Raw genomic sequence first — 15,773 nt, 5'->3', positions numbered from 1 at the left:
TTTTTCATTTGTTTGATGTGGTTAAGACGTTTGCTTGTGATCTGGAGCCTTGGCGGAAGCGCCATCTATGTTTGTCTAAGCTCAAACAGATCGCCTACTCGGCATTCAAACAGCAGGCACAGCCTCTCAATGGCTTCCAGATCCACTTTCTGCGCTGTTTCTTTGTAGAGCAGGGTTACCGTGGCGCGGCTGAGTCCTGTTTCTCTGGCAACATCAGCAATGCGCATCTTGTGCTCGCCCATCATGCGGGCGAGGTGGCAGCGGATCATGGCTGTGCCCCCTAGCAATTTGTCTTCTCGCGAAACCCTGAGAGTAACGCGACGCTTTTCTTGGTACGACATTTTGTTAGTCAAACTCAAATTTTTCAATCAAAAACAACTTTTATCGATTATTGGCTTGCTTGGAGATTTAGCCCAAGTAGGAGATCCGCTTCAGCCGCTATTCGGCAGGCGCCTTCGTGGGCTAGCGAGGTGCAACAGCAGCTCGACACTGACCGCATTATCGGAATGCAGCGCGCGACTGAGGGCTAGGCTGGCGAGTTCGGATTGAGCAACCGCATCCACATCAAGCCAAAACGATTCCGGTGCCAGGCGTTGATCAAGAAAATGATGCTGGCATTCATCAAGAGTACGGCCCTTGTTGAGTTCTGGCGGATTCAGTTCGTACACCGACTGGTAGTGCTGTCGGCAGCGCTCTACTTTCTGTCATCCCCCAGCGCTCATATCAGCCTATAGTCATGGCCAGGGACTAAACCATCGGCAGGCTTGGGCCCACCAAACACGAAACAAGACAAAACCCGCCAAGTGCGGGTTTTGTTGCATCTGGGGGTTGGTGATTTGCGGTTGAACACAACTCGACCTAGGCTGGCGATCTACCCGCAAGGATGCCACCATGAAATTCAAAGTACTGATTGCCGCGCTATCCCTTTCCCTGACGTCCGGTTGTGCGCACTACAACGACCGCACCACCGACACCAATAAAAACGGGCGGATTGCCTGTGATGCCGAGCCCAAGAATCAGGCTGGCTGCTATACGAAGCAGTCGAAGGACTGGAATTGGGGTGGGCTGAAGTTTGGGGTTGGGGCTTCGAACTAGATTCTGGTCTTGTAGGAAACCGCCGGGATTGAAGGCGTTTTTTTAAACAAAAAATCTCGCCCTGATCCTACAGACGCGGTGATTTTCGGGGATGTTTCCGACAGGTCACGGCGGTTGTCGGGTAGGAAGGCGAGTGGATAGGCTTTGTCGGTCGCTGCACATCAGCGACCGGGCCTGGAAACCCGAGGGAATAGAGCTAATCAGTAGTCCACATGACATACTGCGGCGTTTTTTTCAGCCTGCAGTTCAATGTTATGGCGGCTGTGTGCGGGAGACCTTCGGGTCTGCCAAGGGTTAGCTCCTACCTCGGTTTCCAGCCCTCGCACAGCTGCCACCCACTCGCCTGGAAATGAAAGTGGCAGCTCCAATTATTTAGGAGCTTTTACCATGATCAAAGAAACCCCAAACCCGCCCGCCCCGGACGACGTTTCCCCCTACGATTCCCTCGATTCAAAAAAACTCCACGACGCCGCCGACCGCGCGCTCGATCACTACCTCAACCCCTCCGCGCTGAAATCACCCAAAACCCGCAAACCAAGCACGATGTTTCTCATTGCGCCGGACATCAAGGACGAAGACCTGCTCGCCCATACCTGTGAATCATTGGCTCAGGCCAGTGTGATGGCGGGTGATTTTGCCGGATATCTGGAAGGCCCACACCGACACACGGCGATGGCGATTCAGCAGATTGTGATGCTGGCGGAACTGGCGGTGAATCGGATGCTGGATAACGTTGAAGTGCCGAAATCTGCGCCACGCAGTTGATTCATTGTGGGAGCGGGCTTGCTCGCGAAGGCGGCGGATCAGTCGACATAATTGTTGAATGACAAACCGTATTCGCGAGCAAGCCCGCTCCCACATTGGTCAGGGGTATGGCAGGGATTTTCTCAGTGCATTCAAAGCACTTTCAGATCCACCGACACATGCCCACGCGTCATCCGCGAATACGGGCAGATCTGATGCGCAGCCTCTGCCAGCTCCCGCTTCACCTTCTCCTCCAACCCGGGAATGTTGACGTTCAACCTGACCGCCAGCTGAAAGTCCCCGCTACCGACCTTGCCCAGGTCCACCTCGGCATCCACCGACGTGTCTTCCGGCAGTTTGATTTTCATCTTGCCCGCCGCCACCTGAATCGCGCCGATGAAGCAGGCGGAATACCCCAGCGCAAACAGTTGCTCCGGATTGGTGCCGGGTTTGCCCGAGCCGGGTGAGCTGAATTTGACGTCCAGCTCGCCATCGCTGGATTTGCCGGTGCCGGTGCGGCCGCCGACGGTGTGGGTCTTGGCTGTGTAGAGAACGGTTTCCAGTGCAGCACTCATGACAGTGACTCCTGATAAGGATTGAACAACCGCGAGGTCATTTCGAGGCCTCGCCCAAGGTGCCGGTGTAGTGCGCCAGGCGTTTTTCGACGTCGGCTTTTTTCTGCAGGCCAAGCTCCATCAGCTGGGTGATGCGTTGCTGCGCCGCCGGGCGTTTGACCGAGCCGATGAAACCCTCCCATTCGGCGGCGATGGCTTCGTTGGGCGGCAGGCTGGCGGCGTCGACCAGGCGTTTGATGTCGGCGATCGAGTGTTTGTCGAAGCGAGCGATGCGCCGGGCCATGGTGTCGACGAATTGATCGAGTTCGGCGTCGGGCAGCGCGCGATTGACGTAGCCGTAACGTTCGGCGAGTTCGCCATTGATGTCGTTGCCGGTGAGCAGCACTTCCAGCGCGCGCCCACGGCCCATCAGCCGAGGCAGGCGCGCCATCGGGCCGCCGCCGGGCACCAGGGCGGCACCTATTTCCCATTGCGAGAGGATGGCTTTTTCGCGGCTGGCGAAACGCATGTCGCTAGCCAGTGCCAGCTCGCTGCCGACACCGGTGGCGCGGCCGCGAATCGACACAATCGAGACCACCGGCGCCTTACTCAATCGCACCAGCATGTCGGGCAGCGGCGGCAGGCCGGTCGGGCCGTTGGGCAGGCTGGTGGTGTCGGTCAGTGGCGGGACGAAGTCGTAGTGGGTGAGGAAGAAGTCCGGGACGTCGCTGTCGAAGACCACGACCACCACTTTCGGATCAGTCTCGATGGCCGTGACGACCTCGTTCAGCTGCGGCATGGTCTCGGGGCCGTAGATGTTGTACGGCGGGTTGTGGAAGGTGACGCGCCAATATTCGGGGGTGATGCGGGTGAGCTTGATCTCCTGTTTTACCGCGCTGGCGGGTTGTGTCTTGTCAGGTTGTGAGGCGGATGTGGACGCTGCTTCACCGGCGAGAGACGAACCGGTGGCCGCCATGCTGGCGACAATGATCGCTGCGTTGAATAGCTGCAGTCTCATGGGAAAACCTCCAATGGAAAAACATGGGTTCCCGCGTACAACGTTCTACAGTTTGATGCCGTTTTCGGGCAGGCCGGAAAGGTCCGGGCTGAACAAGCCTAGCAGCGTAACGTCGACTCACAAGTGACGTCAGTCGGACGAAAAAAAAGGCACTGGCGATGATCGCCAGTGCCTTTTTTGTCCGACCGTAACGTCAGCGAGACAACATGAAGGTGTCGTACTCCAGATCTTCCAGCGCCGTCGAAAGCCTGTGTAAACCCAGCAATACACAAATCAGCAACGACAACGTAAACCCATACCCGAAGAAGCTTGGCCCCAGGTACATGCTGAACAGCGTCAACATGGCGTTCAACACCGCGAACAGCACGCACAGCTCCAGCACCACGGTGCGTTTGTCGAGGTAGAAGAACACGTTGAGCAACGCCATGAACACCACTTGAATGCTCACACCGATCAGGTCGATGTAGAACAGCGGCAGGTAGTAACTGGAGATGCCCAGCCATTCCAGCAAGCGCGGCGCGAACAGGAACAACAGCACTGCCGTCAGCCCCTGGACCTTGCAGATTTCCAGCAAACCCTGGCGGATCGACAAGGTCATTTCGGTTTTCAGCTGGCCGATGTGTTGCAGAGTTTCGCCTTCGCGGATCGCCCGAAACAGGCGGTCGTACCACTCGGCAAAGTCGGTCTCGATGCGCACCAGAAACACCGCCATGCCGGGGATGATCGCCAGGTACGCGAGGAAGATCGGTAAGTCATAAAGGATCGAAGCGCGCAGCGGGCCGACGATTTCGTTGGAGGTGCCGGGGTTGAACCAGAACAGGAATTTGTCGATCCAGATGCCCAGGTTGTAGAAGAAACCGGTGGCCAGCAGGCTGAGGAACACGTTGCGCCGATCGAGGAAATCGAAGGCGATCAGTTTCTCGGCGCGGTACTCGCGCAGGATGTCGTAGAGGAACAGAAACAGCAGCGTGCTGTGCCCGATCAACAGCGCCAGCAGCAAGCCCGGCATCTGCAAAAAGCTCAGCACGTAGGCACTCGCGACCATCAGCGAATACCCCACCAGCATCACCAGCAGAATGCGGTTATAAGCTTTCATCCCCGAGAGGAAGATGATCACCAGCCACAAATTGCACAACACCACGAAGTTCGCCAACACCAGCACGCGGTAAATCAGCGGCTCATCGAACAGCAAGCCCAGCACCACAATGCCCAACAACCCGGCGCCGAGGGTGACCAGCAACAACACGCCCAGCAGGTTGGGCAGGATCTGATCGTACTTGTGTTCGAACAAGCGGTCGGACACAAATCGGGTGAAGAACAGCTGCAAGCCGCCCGTCAGGATCAACGAAGTGGCCATCAGGTACGTCACGGTCACGAGGAACTGCCCGACCAACATGTTCGGTAGCAGCAAGCCGATGCTGATGATGCCCACCAACATCACGCTGATGATCGACAACACCCACGGGCCAGAGCTGATCAGCCCGGCGTAGACGTAGGCGTGCAAGGTCGCCGTGTAGGAATCGCGCGAAAGGATTTTTCGCAGTTCAAAGCCAATACCAGCCATTTAGCTGTTCTCCATGGCGGCTTGATACAGGTCGCGGTAACGCTGCAGCATCAAGGCTTCGGTGTAATAACGGGTGACCCGCAACAAGCCGCTGGCCTGGGCGGCCTGCCAGCGTCGCGGGCTGCGCAACAGTTCAAGGATCGCGTTGCAGGTGGCTTGTGGATCGGCAATCGCCACCACTTTGCCGGCGTGCCCGAGGTCGCGGTCTTCGGCGCTGCCACCTTCGATCAATTCGCGGCACGAACCCACGTCGCTGCTGACCACCGGCGTACCGGCGGCCCAGGCTTCGAGGATCACCAGCGGCTGCGCTTCACTGATCGAGGTCAGCACCATCAAACCGAGTTTCGGCAGAATGTCCTGGATGCGCTGGAAGCCAAGGAAATGCACCTTGCCTTCCAGGCCCAGACTGGCCATCAGGCTGCGGCATTCGCTGACGTATTCCGGGTCTTCCTCTTCCGGGCCGACGATCCACCCCTCGGCTTGCGGCATGGCGCTGATCACGCCGCGCATGGCCCGCAGAAAGGTTTTCACGTCCTTGATCGGCACCACACGCCCGATCAAACCAACCACGGGCGCAATGCCGTGAGCGCGGGATTCCAGCGCTGCGGTCCAGACCGGCAGGTCGATACCGTTCGGAATGACTTGAGTGCGGGCCGCGAGGGCACCGTCCTTGATTTGCCGCTGACGGTTACCGTCGTAGAGCGCGATGATGTTGTCGGCGCTGTTGTACGTCAGCTGGCCGATGCGTTCGAAGAAACGCACCCACAACGTGCGGATGTAACCCGAGCCGGCATCGAGGCTGCGGTTCAGTGCCTGGCCGGAACTCTCGGCGATCCAGCTGGCCTGGGCCAGGTCGATCTTGCGTTCCTTGGTGTAGATCCCGTGCTCGCTGAGCAGATAGGTGCACTTCCAGCGTTGCTTGAGGATGCAGCCGAGGAAGCCCGCATACCCGGTGGAAATCGAATGCAGCACCCGCGCTTTCGGCATCCGTTGCGCGGCTTCCGCGAGCATCAGCAACGGCGACTGCATTGCGCGCAGGGTCCAGAAATAATTGACGAAGGACGGGTCGGCGCAATGCTGACGATAACCTTCGCTCAACGACTCCCAGCTGGCGCGGCTGCGCAGTACGTCGTCGAGAGTCATGCGGCCTTGGGCGATGCAGTCGAGCAAGCGTTCGCCCAATGCAGGGTCCGGCGCATCCGGGTGATGCAGGAAGCGATACAAATCTTGCAGCTGCTGTTCGTCGGCCTCGCGGGGCACCAGTAGCTTGTCGGCCGGATGGGTCGCATCCTCGAGGAATACTTCTTCGATGTGCAGCACGTTCGCCGGCACTTCGTAGCGCCGGGCCGGATACGCCTGACGTTGGCCGCCGATGAACATCACCGAAAAAGTCAGTTCCGGCAGGCCGAGGATCATCTGGTGAATCCAGCTGGAAACGCCGCCGCGCACGTAAGGCCAGGTGCCTTCGAGCAGCAGACAGATGTCGGCAACCGGTGCCTGTTCCTTGTGACTCATGTCCAGCTCCTGACCAATGCGGCGAACGGCGGCCGCTGACGGGTTTCCTCGGGGAGGCGTGCGAGTAGTCCGGGAATTTCGTGGTAACGACCGGCCTCGAACGCCAGCTCGGCGCGAAATGGCAGCACCTGCGCGGCGCCCATGCCGTTCTCTTGCGCCTGACTGAGCAGCACTTCGGCACGCTCGACGTCACCACGCTCCAGCGCGATGCGCCCGGCCAGCAGGAACAGCTCGCCGCCCTCGCCCGCTTCCAGGCCTTGCTCGGCATGTTCGCTGGCCTGGGTCAGCACGTGGTCGAGCACACTGCCTTGCGCCAGGCCCAGATATGCAAGTTCCCAATACCAGCGCGCCAGCCTGCCATGCAGCGCACCCGCCGCCTTGGCAGTGGCACCGGCCAGTTCGCCGAGTGCGATCTGGATGTGCAGGTTGATGTCGCTTTCCTGCTTGTCGAGCATCGAGTACGCCAGCAGCCGCACATCGTCACTCGGGTCCCCGAGGGCCAGTTTGAGGATCGGCACCGCTTCTTTGCCGGGCATGCGTCGCGTGGCCAACAGAGCGGCCAGACGTTGATCCGGATCGGGGGCATGCCGCAACACGTCCTGCAAACCGCCATCGGCGAAGATCGGCGAGTGCAGTTGCAACTGCGCCCGGAACGGCAGTTTCGGGATGCCCACCGCTTGCCACGCTTGCTTGTCGCGTTTGCGCGGCAGGTACAGCGCCGGGAAGATCGCCGCCACCACGCCGACCGCGCCGAGCACCGGCACGAAGAACGCCAGGCTGAAGATAAACAGCGGGCTCCACGGCAACGGTGAACGGTAGCGCGCCGGCAGCAACAGCCACACGGCCCCGCACAACATCACGCAGGCCAAACCGTGGCTGAGGGTGAACACCAGCAATTGTTGTAACTCGGGGGCCGCGAGCCACAAACTGGCCCAACTGCCCGCCTCTAACAACAAGGCTCCGCTAAACAGCCACTTGCTGATCATTCAGGCCACACTCGTTGAACAGGAAATTACGCAGCCCGTTGCGTTCACAGCCAGGCTCCAGGTTGAACGGCAACACGCGCACGCCGAGGCTGTCGAGGCTGCTTTCAATGCCGAAGTGTTCGTGCAGCATCAGGTTCATCCGCGCAAGATAACCTTCGGTGCCTTGCGGACTGGTCAACGGCAACAGCACCAGCAACAGCTGATGATCGCGGTTGTTACGCAGCGGCAATTGCAGGTCGAGGCCACGCTGGCTGCGTTCGAACAGACGCGACAGCTCATCGTTGGGACGGGTCATTTCGAAGGCGAAAAGACCGGCCGCCAGTTTGTGCTGTTCGACATCCACCAGCGAACGCTTGAGTTGCAGCGTGAACTGCTGCGCATCGGCGTCGGCCAGTTGCAGCACTTGCGGGTCGCGGCGCAACAGGTCGGCGATGTGCCCGGCAAGCAACGCCAACAGGCTCAGCGTACGATCTTGAAACGCGAAAAACGGCATCTGCCGCACCGCCAGGATCGCCAGCAAACGACCTTCGGCATCGATCAGCGGGATGCAGGCCTGCAACGACGAAAACTGTGCCGAGCTGCCGGCATCAATCAGTTCCTGACGCACGCTGACCAGTTCACCGCGCTCCAGGCACAGTTTGACCAGACCGTCTTCGGTGCCCAGCGGGCCCATGACGCCAATGGTCGCCAAGGCTTCGGGCAACACGTTCTCTTCGCGCTCATCGACGCGATACAACCCGGCCACACGCAACGCGCCGTACTGACCCAGCATCGCCACGATCGGGTCGGCCAGCGCGGCCAGGGCATCACCTTCGTCCGGCATCACCCGCAGCTTGTCGCGCAAGCCGAGCAACGAACTGCGCAGGCTCTGATCGCTGCCTGCCACGCGCTGCTCCAGCAGGTCGTGGGAGACCCGCAGAATCTGGTGCGCGCGGGTGAATTCGTCGAGTCGATACTGGCGGTAATCGTTGGCCATCTGCAGGCGCTGCAAGCGCCGCTCCCACAGATCGCGAACCTCGCCCACCAGCATGCCACTGACCAGCACGCCGACAATAAACGACGGATCAAGCTGCGCGTAAGCTTCATGCCCGATGTAACGCAGCGCAAACAATGCCGCCACCAACAGGCTGGCGCTAAGCAGGCCACGCACAAAACCGTAACGCACACCCAGCAGCAGCGGCGCCAGCACCGGCCAGGGAAAACCGGCGTGCATTTGCAACGGGTCTTCGGGGGTCAGCCACAAGCCCAGGCCGATCGCAGCACCCGTGACCAACAGCGTTTCCAGCCAAGACACCGGGCCGCTGGCACGCGGCGCGAGGGTGTAATCCATGTGAGGAGAATTCATTGCATTCACTCGAACCGAAGGGCGCCAACAAGTGTGTCGAGCACCGTTTGCGCGGTGCCGGCGAGGCTTTCACGGGACCAGCCCGCACGCGCGCCGCTTTTGCTCCAGAGCACACGACCGCTGCTGGCTTCAAGCACGCGCAGGCTGATGCCCACGGCCGGTTCGCCGTCCAGACCGTTCTTGTACTGCCACTCTTCAACGCTACCGGCGACCACGTAATCAAGCTTCTGATCCCGAGCCCAATCGAGGGCGCCGGCCAGGCGTTCGTTGTCGTCCATCAGCGCTTGTTCGCCCTGCGTGCTGACCGGGTAAACCCGTGGTTGCAGACCATGGCTGCTGAGCACGCTGAGCAGGATCTGCTCGGCGCGTTCACCGGCTTGCGGGGTTTGCGAATAGTTGATCATCGGCACAGTGCCCCACTTCGCAGTACGCGGAAGGTTCGGGCTGGTGTCGCCGGTGAAGCTGGCGCAACCGGCGACGAACAGGACTGCCAGAGCCAGGCTCAGATTACGAATTGCTTGCATCAGTTTTTCTCCTGTAAACATTTCATGATCAGCGTCCGAATCGCACGCCGTAGCTCACACCCAGTGTTCCGCCCGCTTGACCATCCCCGCCTTGTGGCGCGGATTGGTAGCCGACGGTGAGGGCCAATTCGTCACCGCCCAGCACCTCGACGCCGATCCCGGTGTTGATGCCGTAGTTGAAGGTTTGATCCAGCCATTGCCAGCCCGCCGTCACGTCCACCAGCCAGGTGTATTGCGGGCGAGTGCGCACCAGCGCGCCCGGCAAACCGCGACGCCAGGAGCTGCCGACATACAGTTGGCCGTAACGGCTTTGCAGCAGATCGTCGGCCGTCACGACCGTGGGGTCGTCCGAGTCATCAACGCTTTTCACCGGACCGCCGTTGGCGCTGGACAAGTAGTCCAGGGTGCGGTCCTTGACGTTGTTGTGCTGATAATCGACACCGCTGCGCACGGTCCAGTTCGGCCCGGCGAATTCCAGCGTGTGGTTGTATTCCATCTTCAGCGCCTGGCCGTTGCCCAGGGAATCGCCCGCACGGGTGGAGAACGATTTCTGCGCCACTTCCCAGCTGATCTGATCCCGCGCCGAGAGCCCGTGACGACCGCCGACCCACACGCTGTCGTGCTGGCCGAAAGCGCGCATCAGGCCGCTGTCTTCGCTTTTGCGATGCCAGTCCACACCGGTCTCGATCTGGTCACTGGCGCTCAACTGCCACGTCCGGGACAGGCCCAAACCGTTACGGTCGTCGTCATCGCGCTGGCTGGTGTCGGCGAACAGTTTGTAGCCGCCATCCTCCACCGAACGTTGCAGGGTCAGCGCGGCGTTGCGCTCATCGCCCATGCGCGATTCGATCAGTTGATCGCTGTTGTAGGTGCCGTTCTCCAGCTCAAGATTGGCGTACCACTGAGCGCCAAGGTTGTGCGCGATTTGCAGACGCGGGGCGTTGAATTCCAGGCCACCGAAATCCTGCTGATGCCAGGACAGCTGCGCGCCTTGCGGCGTCAATTCCTGAAGTTCCACGGCCTGACGGCGCAGTTGCTCGCGCACGGCGGCCGGCTGATCGTCACCCAGCGCGGACTGGCTGAGGTCGAGGGCTTCATCGAAGCGGCCGAGACGACTCAGCGCCTGAGCGCGTTGCGCCGGGTTCAGGTCGCTACTGGCCAACAGCGTTTCGACTTGCGCCTTGTTACGGCTGCGCAAGGCTTGCTGAATTTCTTCGTAACGCTGGACCTTCAAGCCCTGGCCGCGCGCCCACTCCAGCCACTGGTCTTTCTGCGATTCCTGGTTGGTCGCGTCGAGACGCGCCAGCAAACGTTCGAACCACAATTGCAACATCGCTGGCGAGCCGTCCTTCCACTTCGCCACTTCCTGCTGCGCCTTGCCCGGCGAATAACTGCTGGCCATCAACCGCAACCAGATCGCGTAACGTTGGGACGATGGCTGAATGTTTTCGCCTTCGGGACTGCGCAGCAGCTTCAAGCGCAAGCGTTGAGCCGCGTCCTGATAACCGGCGCTTTCGAGGGCATCGGCATACGCCGCGCGCACCAGCCAATCCTGCGGACTGGTCTTGAGGTACAGGCGATACCAGGCCAACGCTTCGGTATCGCGGCCGAGCATCTGACTGGCACTGGCAAACGGCAGCCAGAGGATTCGGTCCTGACGTGCCTGGGGTTTCCATTCCGTCAGCAACGGCTTGAGCGCGGCGGTGTTGCCTTGATCGACGTACAGCCACATTAAGCGCTCGCGGAACAGGTTGTCATCCGGGAAACGCGACAGGCCCAGCAGGTACAAACGCTGTGCCTCGTCGACGTTGCCCTGCTGCACCGCCAAGGCACCGCGTATCGCCAGCACTTGTGCTTGCTCGTTGGCGTCCGGGTATTGCTCGGCGTCTTTGAGCAGCGCGATCACTTGCGGCCAGTCCTGCAATTCCTGGGCTTGCTGCAAGGATTCAACCAGACGCTGCGGATCACGGGTGCGCTTCCAGCTGCCGACCATCATGGTCAGGGCGCGCTTGGGATCGCTGGTGCGATACATGGTGATCAGCTGACTCTCGTCACCACTGTTGAGCGAACCCTTGAGCGCGAGGAGTCTTTCCAGGGAAACCTGCAATTCATCATCGAGTTCCAGATCCCACGCCAAGGCAGCGCGCAGGCGCCAGTAACCCTCATCGGTGATCTTGCGGTTATCGACCTGCAACACGTCCCACGCCGCCTGATTATCAAACAGCTTGAGGTCGGTGTTGGCCCAGTCGATGCGCTCGGTCGTCGTCAGTGCGAAGCGTTTCGAGTAGCGCTTGTAGACTTCGGTTTTCTGCGCAAACTGCCCGGTGTTCTCTAGGTTTTGCAGCAAGCGTGTCCAGGCCAGACGGTGCGCCGGGTACTTGCGCAAGTAAGCGTGCAACCAGGTTTCGGCTTGGGTCGGTGTGCCGCGGGACTCGTGGGCGTAGTTCAGCGCGTCGAGTTCGATATCGGTCAGCGCACGCTGCTCCATGATCTCGGCGAGCAAAGGGATCGCCCGGTCGAAATCGAACTGCTGGCTGGCCAGACGCCAGGCGTGTTCACGGGTTTGCGGGTCCTCGTGCAGCTTCAGCAGACGAATCCAGTAACCCAGGGCGGCCTGACTGTCGCCACGCCACTCGCCCAGATGCCCCATTTGCTCGAGCAACGCCAGGTCATCCGGGTGTTCAGCCACGAGCTGCTGACCACTGTCCCACGCACCGGACAGGTCGCCGAGGGCCAGACGCATGCTGAATTCCTCGCGCAGGATTTGCGGATTGTCCGGCTGCAACACGCGCCACTGATCCAGAAAACGCTGGGCCAGATCGAAGCGCTTGCTGCCCACGGCAACGTCGACGCCCTGCTCCAGCCACGGCGAATCGGTTTGCGGATCCTTGAGCTGATCCAGTTCATCGGCCAGCACACGCGCGGCCTGTTCGCCGCGACCGGCGGCCAACAGACTGTTGAACGCCAGTTGCGCGTATTCACGTCGCTCGGACGATTGCTGGCTATCTTGCTTGAGCAGTAGATAAATGTCGGCGGCGCGGCCAGGTTGCTCGCCGGCCAGGTACCACTGCGCGGCGGACTTGAGCGCAGCAATGCGCTGAGCTGGATCGCGGTCGGCGATTTCTTCGTAGACGCTGGCCGCGAAGGCTGGCGCCTGTAATGTCAGCGCCAGCTTGGCCAGGTTCTGCAATTGCGGCAGCGGCAACAGGCGGTGATCGAAGCTTTTCAGGCGTTCGATCAAGGCTTTCTGCGCGATTGGATCGTCGGCCTTCGCCGCTTCCAGCGCATCCAGTTCCAACCGGTAATACGCCTGCAACTCAACGACCGGTTTCGGCCAGTTCTCAAGGTGCTGGCGCGCCTTCGGGTAGTCGCCGAGACGGATCAACAGATCGACCAGTTGCAAGCGCAGGTGATCGTCATCCGGGTGCGCCGCCAGCAGCAATTCGGCGTAATTGGCCGAGACCGCATCCGGCTCGCGGCCGTCAGGCTGGAACACTTCTTCGCGCTGGAACGTCAACCACAGCAGGCCGCCCACGGCGACCGCGACCACCGCCAATGCCCAGGGATTGAGCAGGCGGCGGCTTTTGGTTGCTGAGGAGTTAGATGCAGTAGAGCTGACCATGACTCACCTGCTTCATTGGTAATTGAAAAGTCCACAGGCCGGCGGATGCCTTGCCTGCAAATTGTTGCCCGTCCACGTCCACCCGGCAGCTGCTTGCCGAGCGCACGGAGAAGGTCAGGTCGACCTGCCCGGCAAACGAAAAGCTCACGTGCTTTTCGTCCACATATTTCCAGTCCAGCAACGGCAGATTGGCCTCCTCCAGCGCCGGCCGTGGATCCCGGTCGGAACGCAACACCAGCAACGCCTGGTCGCTGCTCAACGCCACATACCGGCCTTGCGGCAGGTCGCGAACACCGGCGACGCCTTGCGAACGCAGCAGATCCGGCCAACCCATCTGCGGGTCGAGTCGCAGGGTGCGCAACGCATCCATCCCGCGAACCTGCCAGTCGCCTTCGGCGGTGCGCGCCAGACTGGCTTGATACAAACCGTGCACGCGATCGAGGTAATCGCTCATCCACAGCGACATCGGTTGTTGGTCCTTCATGTAGCCGTAGATCTCGTTCATCGCCTTGATCGAGGCCTGCTTGGTGCTCGAATAGAAGTGGTAATACAGGTGCAGGCCGCGCAAACGCCGTGGGCTGTCGGTGAGCTCGAAGGTGTCGATCACATCGCGGAAACCGTAATACGGTCCCTTCCACAGGTTGGTGTAGAGGTTCTCGTTGATGATCGGCGCGTAGTACTGCAAGCCGCCTTCGGTGGGGCGCAGTAAGGGGTTGAGACCGGTCAGCGACGGGTTGGCCTTGGTCAGCATGGTCTCGGCGCCGTTGACGTTTTTCAGGCCCGCGTCGTAGGCCAGCTTCAGAGTGGCTGCCGAGGGCAAGGCATCGCCCGGCCAGAAGATCAACTTCACCGGTTTTTCCGGGGTGGTGAGCTGCTGGTTGATGTAGTCGCGCGAGCCAAAAATCTCGCGGCGGAAATCGATTTTGTCGTAGCCCGGGATGGCCATTTTCAAGCCGTATTCCGGATTGAAATTCTCACGTTTCTGCGCCACTTCCGGCTGCATGAAAAACGGATGGCTGAAGGTGTGACTGGCGACTTCAACTTTCGGGTTGGCAAACAACTCACGGGCAATGGGTTCCAGCTCGCGGGCCAGGAACGGGAACATACCGCGCGGTGAAATCTCGCCTTCGACAATCGACACCGACGTCAGGAACGGGTTGGGCCGAATGAAATCGTCGAGCACCTGTTTGCCGGCATACGGCGTGCCGCGCACTTCGGCGCGCGACGGAAAACCATCTCCGTCGATGTGCACGGTGGCGATGCGGCGGCCGTTTTCAGTGGTGGTGTCCGGACGCGGCTGAACCGGCAAGCGCAGGCTGGCCTGGAGGAAGGCGAACGGATCGAGAATCCAGCGGCTGCGCTCGTTGTTCGTTTCGAGAATGTACGGCGCCAGGGCCACACCGCCCCACTCGGCGGTCGCCACCGGAGCGAATGTCTGGCCGTCCGCAGTGGTCAGCAGCAACGCGGCTTTCGGACCTTTGGGCAGCAGGGAGATCGCGGTCAGGTCACGGGAGCGCGGCTGCACCGGCGCTTCGAAAGCGCCGATCAGCGCCTTGTCCTGATAGTTGATGGTCAACGCTTGAGTGCCAATGGGCGCCGAGCGAATCAGGCCCAGACGCTTGAGCAGCAGCGGGTCTTGAATCGGCAGCCCGGAAAAGAACACCACCGGGACGTGTTCGTCCAGACGCTTGCCGATCCAGCTATTGAAAGCCGATGCATCCTGCGGTGGGCCACTGGTCATCCAGGTAATGATCCCGGCGTACAAACCGCTGAATCGGTGTTCCGGCAAGGTGCTGTCAACGGGCAGGTAATCCACCCGATAGCCGAGGTATTCGAGCAAACCGCCGAGCAAGGTGTGCCCGGCGTTGCGCACCAGGTCACCTTCGCGCGGATCGTAAAGCAGCGCGATTCGGCGCGGCTGGATTTCGATGCTGCTGATGCCCATCGAGTCCAGCTCGGGCGTGCTGATGTAAGGAATGAAGCCCTCATCGCGCAGCCGCTTGGCCAGTTTGCGCGCTTCATCGCGACGCTCCGGTGGCAGGTAGTCGATCGCTACCAGCGGGATGCCTTTGGCACGCAGCGGCTGGATCTGGGTTTCCAGCCACTCGCGGTCGGCTTCAGGCACCGGGCGATAGCGCTTGGCAGAAGCGTCCCAGCCGGCGTGAATCGATTCGATCGCCACGGCGGCGGCCACGCCATCGAGGTCAGGCAACACTTCAAATCCACGGTTGAAAAACAGCTTCAGGTTCGGCTGACGCTGATGCAATTCCCGCAGGAACCCGGCGAGGGCCACACGCTGTGTTTCTCGCGCCGACTCCGGCAGCAACTGGAAGCTGTCGAGGGTGTCGAGAAACAAACCGGCGTAGCCTTCGGCCTGCAACGCCTTGGCTCGGCCGAACAAATGTTCACGCCAGGCGGGTGCTGCGAGGTCCATGACCTGACTGTCCCACGCGCCATTACGCACCGGGCTGACCGCCCCCGAGAGAGATGCCTTGTCGAGTTCGGCCTTGCCACCGTGGAACTCGCCCACCGACAGGTAGGCGAACGGCTGGCTGCCCAATTTGCGCAGGGTTTTGACGTCGCCCACGGTCATGTGCCCCGGCTCGACCACCGACCAGTCGAACTGAGCCAACTCGGAAATGGGCGGTTGATCGGCGTACCAGAAAACCACGCTGGCGGGTTGCGGCAATGCTGCGGCCTGGACGGCGGGCCCGCTGACGAACAACGCTAAAGCGGCGAGCAGCCGTTTAGCGGCCGCGCGGACACGCGTCCTGCGAAAAACGATTTCCATAACTCACTCTTGAAT

Annotated in this window: 13 protein-coding genes; 2 read left to right on the top strand and 11 right to left on the bottom strand. The window is 60.7% G+C overall.

Annotated features, from left to right (window positions below; translation table 11 throughout):
* Nucleotides 1–65 precede the first annotated feature (65 nt).
* Together ACA072_RS03745 and ACA072_RS03740 are read right to left on the bottom strand one after the other, a co-directional pair.
* Entirely contained in the window at nt 66–269 is a 204-nt protein-coding gene (locus ACA072_RS03745; RefSeq protein WP_497623251.1) for a helix-turn-helix domain-containing protein, read from the bottom strand.
* Nucleotides 270–431: 162 nt separating this feature from the next.
* Nucleotides 432–668 carry a hypothetical protein gene (locus tag ACA072_RS03740; protein ID WP_497623249.1) on the bottom strand — a complete coding sequence of 79 codons (237 nt, stop codon included), beginning with the start codon at nt 666–668 and terminating at the stop codon, nt 432–434.
* A 223-nt stretch (nt 669–891) separates the two neighbouring features.
* Between ACA072_RS03740 and ACA072_RS03735 the strand changes: the two genes are divergently transcribed.
* Together ACA072_RS03735 and ACA072_RS03730 are read left to right on the top strand one after the other, a co-directional pair.
* Nucleotides 892–1,095 carry a hypothetical protein gene (locus ACA072_RS03735; RefSeq protein WP_497623248.1) on the top strand — a complete coding sequence of 68 codons (204 nt, stop codon included), beginning with the start codon at nt 892–894 and terminating at the stop codon, nt 1,093–1,095.
* Between the two features lie 387 nt (nt 1,096–1,482).
* Nucleotides 1,483–1,860: a DUF6124 family protein gene (locus tag ACA072_RS03730; protein WP_497623246.1), complete on the top strand. Its 378-nt coding sequence runs from the start codon at nt 1,483–1,485 to the stop codon at nt 1,858–1,860.
* Nucleotides 1,861–1,991: 131 nt separating this feature from the next.
* On the opposite strand, the gene ACA072_RS03725 is transcribed toward ACA072_RS03730, so the two are convergent.
* From ACA072_RS03725 to ACA072_RS03685, 9 genes are all read right to left on the bottom strand, one after another.
* A complete protein-coding gene (locus ACA072_RS03725) occupies nt 1,992–2,414 on the bottom strand; it encodes an organic hydroperoxide resistance protein (RefSeq protein WP_497623244.1) in 423 nt (140 codons plus the stop codon).
* Nucleotides 2,415–2,451: 37 nt separating this feature from the next.
* Nucleotides 2,452–3,411, bottom strand: coding sequence for an enoyl-CoA hydratase/isomerase family protein (locus ACA072_RS03720; RefSeq protein WP_497623242.1), 960 nt, complete (start codon nt 3,409–3,411; stop codon nt 2,452–2,454).
* 193 nt (nt 3,412–3,604) lie between these two features.
* A complete protein-coding gene (gene pelG, locus ACA072_RS03715; RefSeq protein ID WP_497623240.1) occupies nt 3,605–4,975 on the bottom strand; it encodes an exopolysaccharide Pel transporter PelG in 1,371 nt (456 codons plus the stop codon).
* Nucleotides 4,976–6,490: a GT4 family glycosyltransferase PelF gene (pelF, locus tag ACA072_RS03710; RefSeq protein ID WP_497623238.1), complete on the bottom strand. Its 1,515-nt coding sequence runs from the start codon at nt 6,488–6,490 to the stop codon at nt 4,976–4,978.
* Nucleotides 6,487–7,476, bottom strand: a complete 990-nt coding sequence (locus ACA072_RS03705) for a HEAT repeat domain-containing protein (RefSeq protein WP_497623237.1) — start codon at nt 7,474–7,476, stop codon at nt 6,487–6,489. The genes pelF and ACA072_RS03705 overlap by 4 nt, the downstream gene beginning before the upstream one ends.
* On the bottom strand, nt 7,454–8,821 hold the full coding sequence (locus ACA072_RS03700; RefSeq protein WP_497623235.1) for a PelD GGDEF domain-containing protein: 1,368 nt from the start codon (nt 8,819–8,821) through the stop codon (nt 7,454–7,456). Before ACA072_RS03700 ends, ACA072_RS03705 begins: the two co-directional genes overlap by 23 nt.
* A gap of 5 nt (nt 8,822–8,826) precedes the next feature.
* A complete protein-coding gene (locus tag ACA072_RS03695) occupies nt 8,827–9,345 on the bottom strand; it encodes a penicillin-binding protein activator LpoB (RefSeq protein WP_497333254.1) in 519 nt (172 codons plus the stop codon).
* 28 nt (nt 9,346–9,373) lie between these two features.
* The gene (locus ACA072_RS03690) at nt 9,374–12,967 is read right to left on the bottom strand and encodes a tetratricopeptide repeat protein (protein WP_497623233.1); all 3,594 of its coding nucleotides are present in this window, start codon (nt 12,965–12,967) and stop codon (nt 9,374–9,376) included.
* Entirely contained in the window at nt 12,945–15,758 is a 2,814-nt protein-coding gene (locus ACA072_RS03685; protein WP_497623231.1) for a bifunctional glycoside hydrolase/polysaccharide deacetylase family protein, read from the bottom strand. The genes ACA072_RS03690 and ACA072_RS03685 overlap by 23 nt, the downstream gene beginning before the upstream one ends.
* Nucleotides 15,759–15,773 lie beyond the last annotated feature (15 nt).

The sequence above is a fragment of the Pseudomonas sp. LBUM1656 genome (assembly GCF_059716065.1).
The sequence above is the reverse complement of the archived record's forward strand: the minus strand, read 5'-3'. Positions and strand labels throughout refer to the sequence as shown.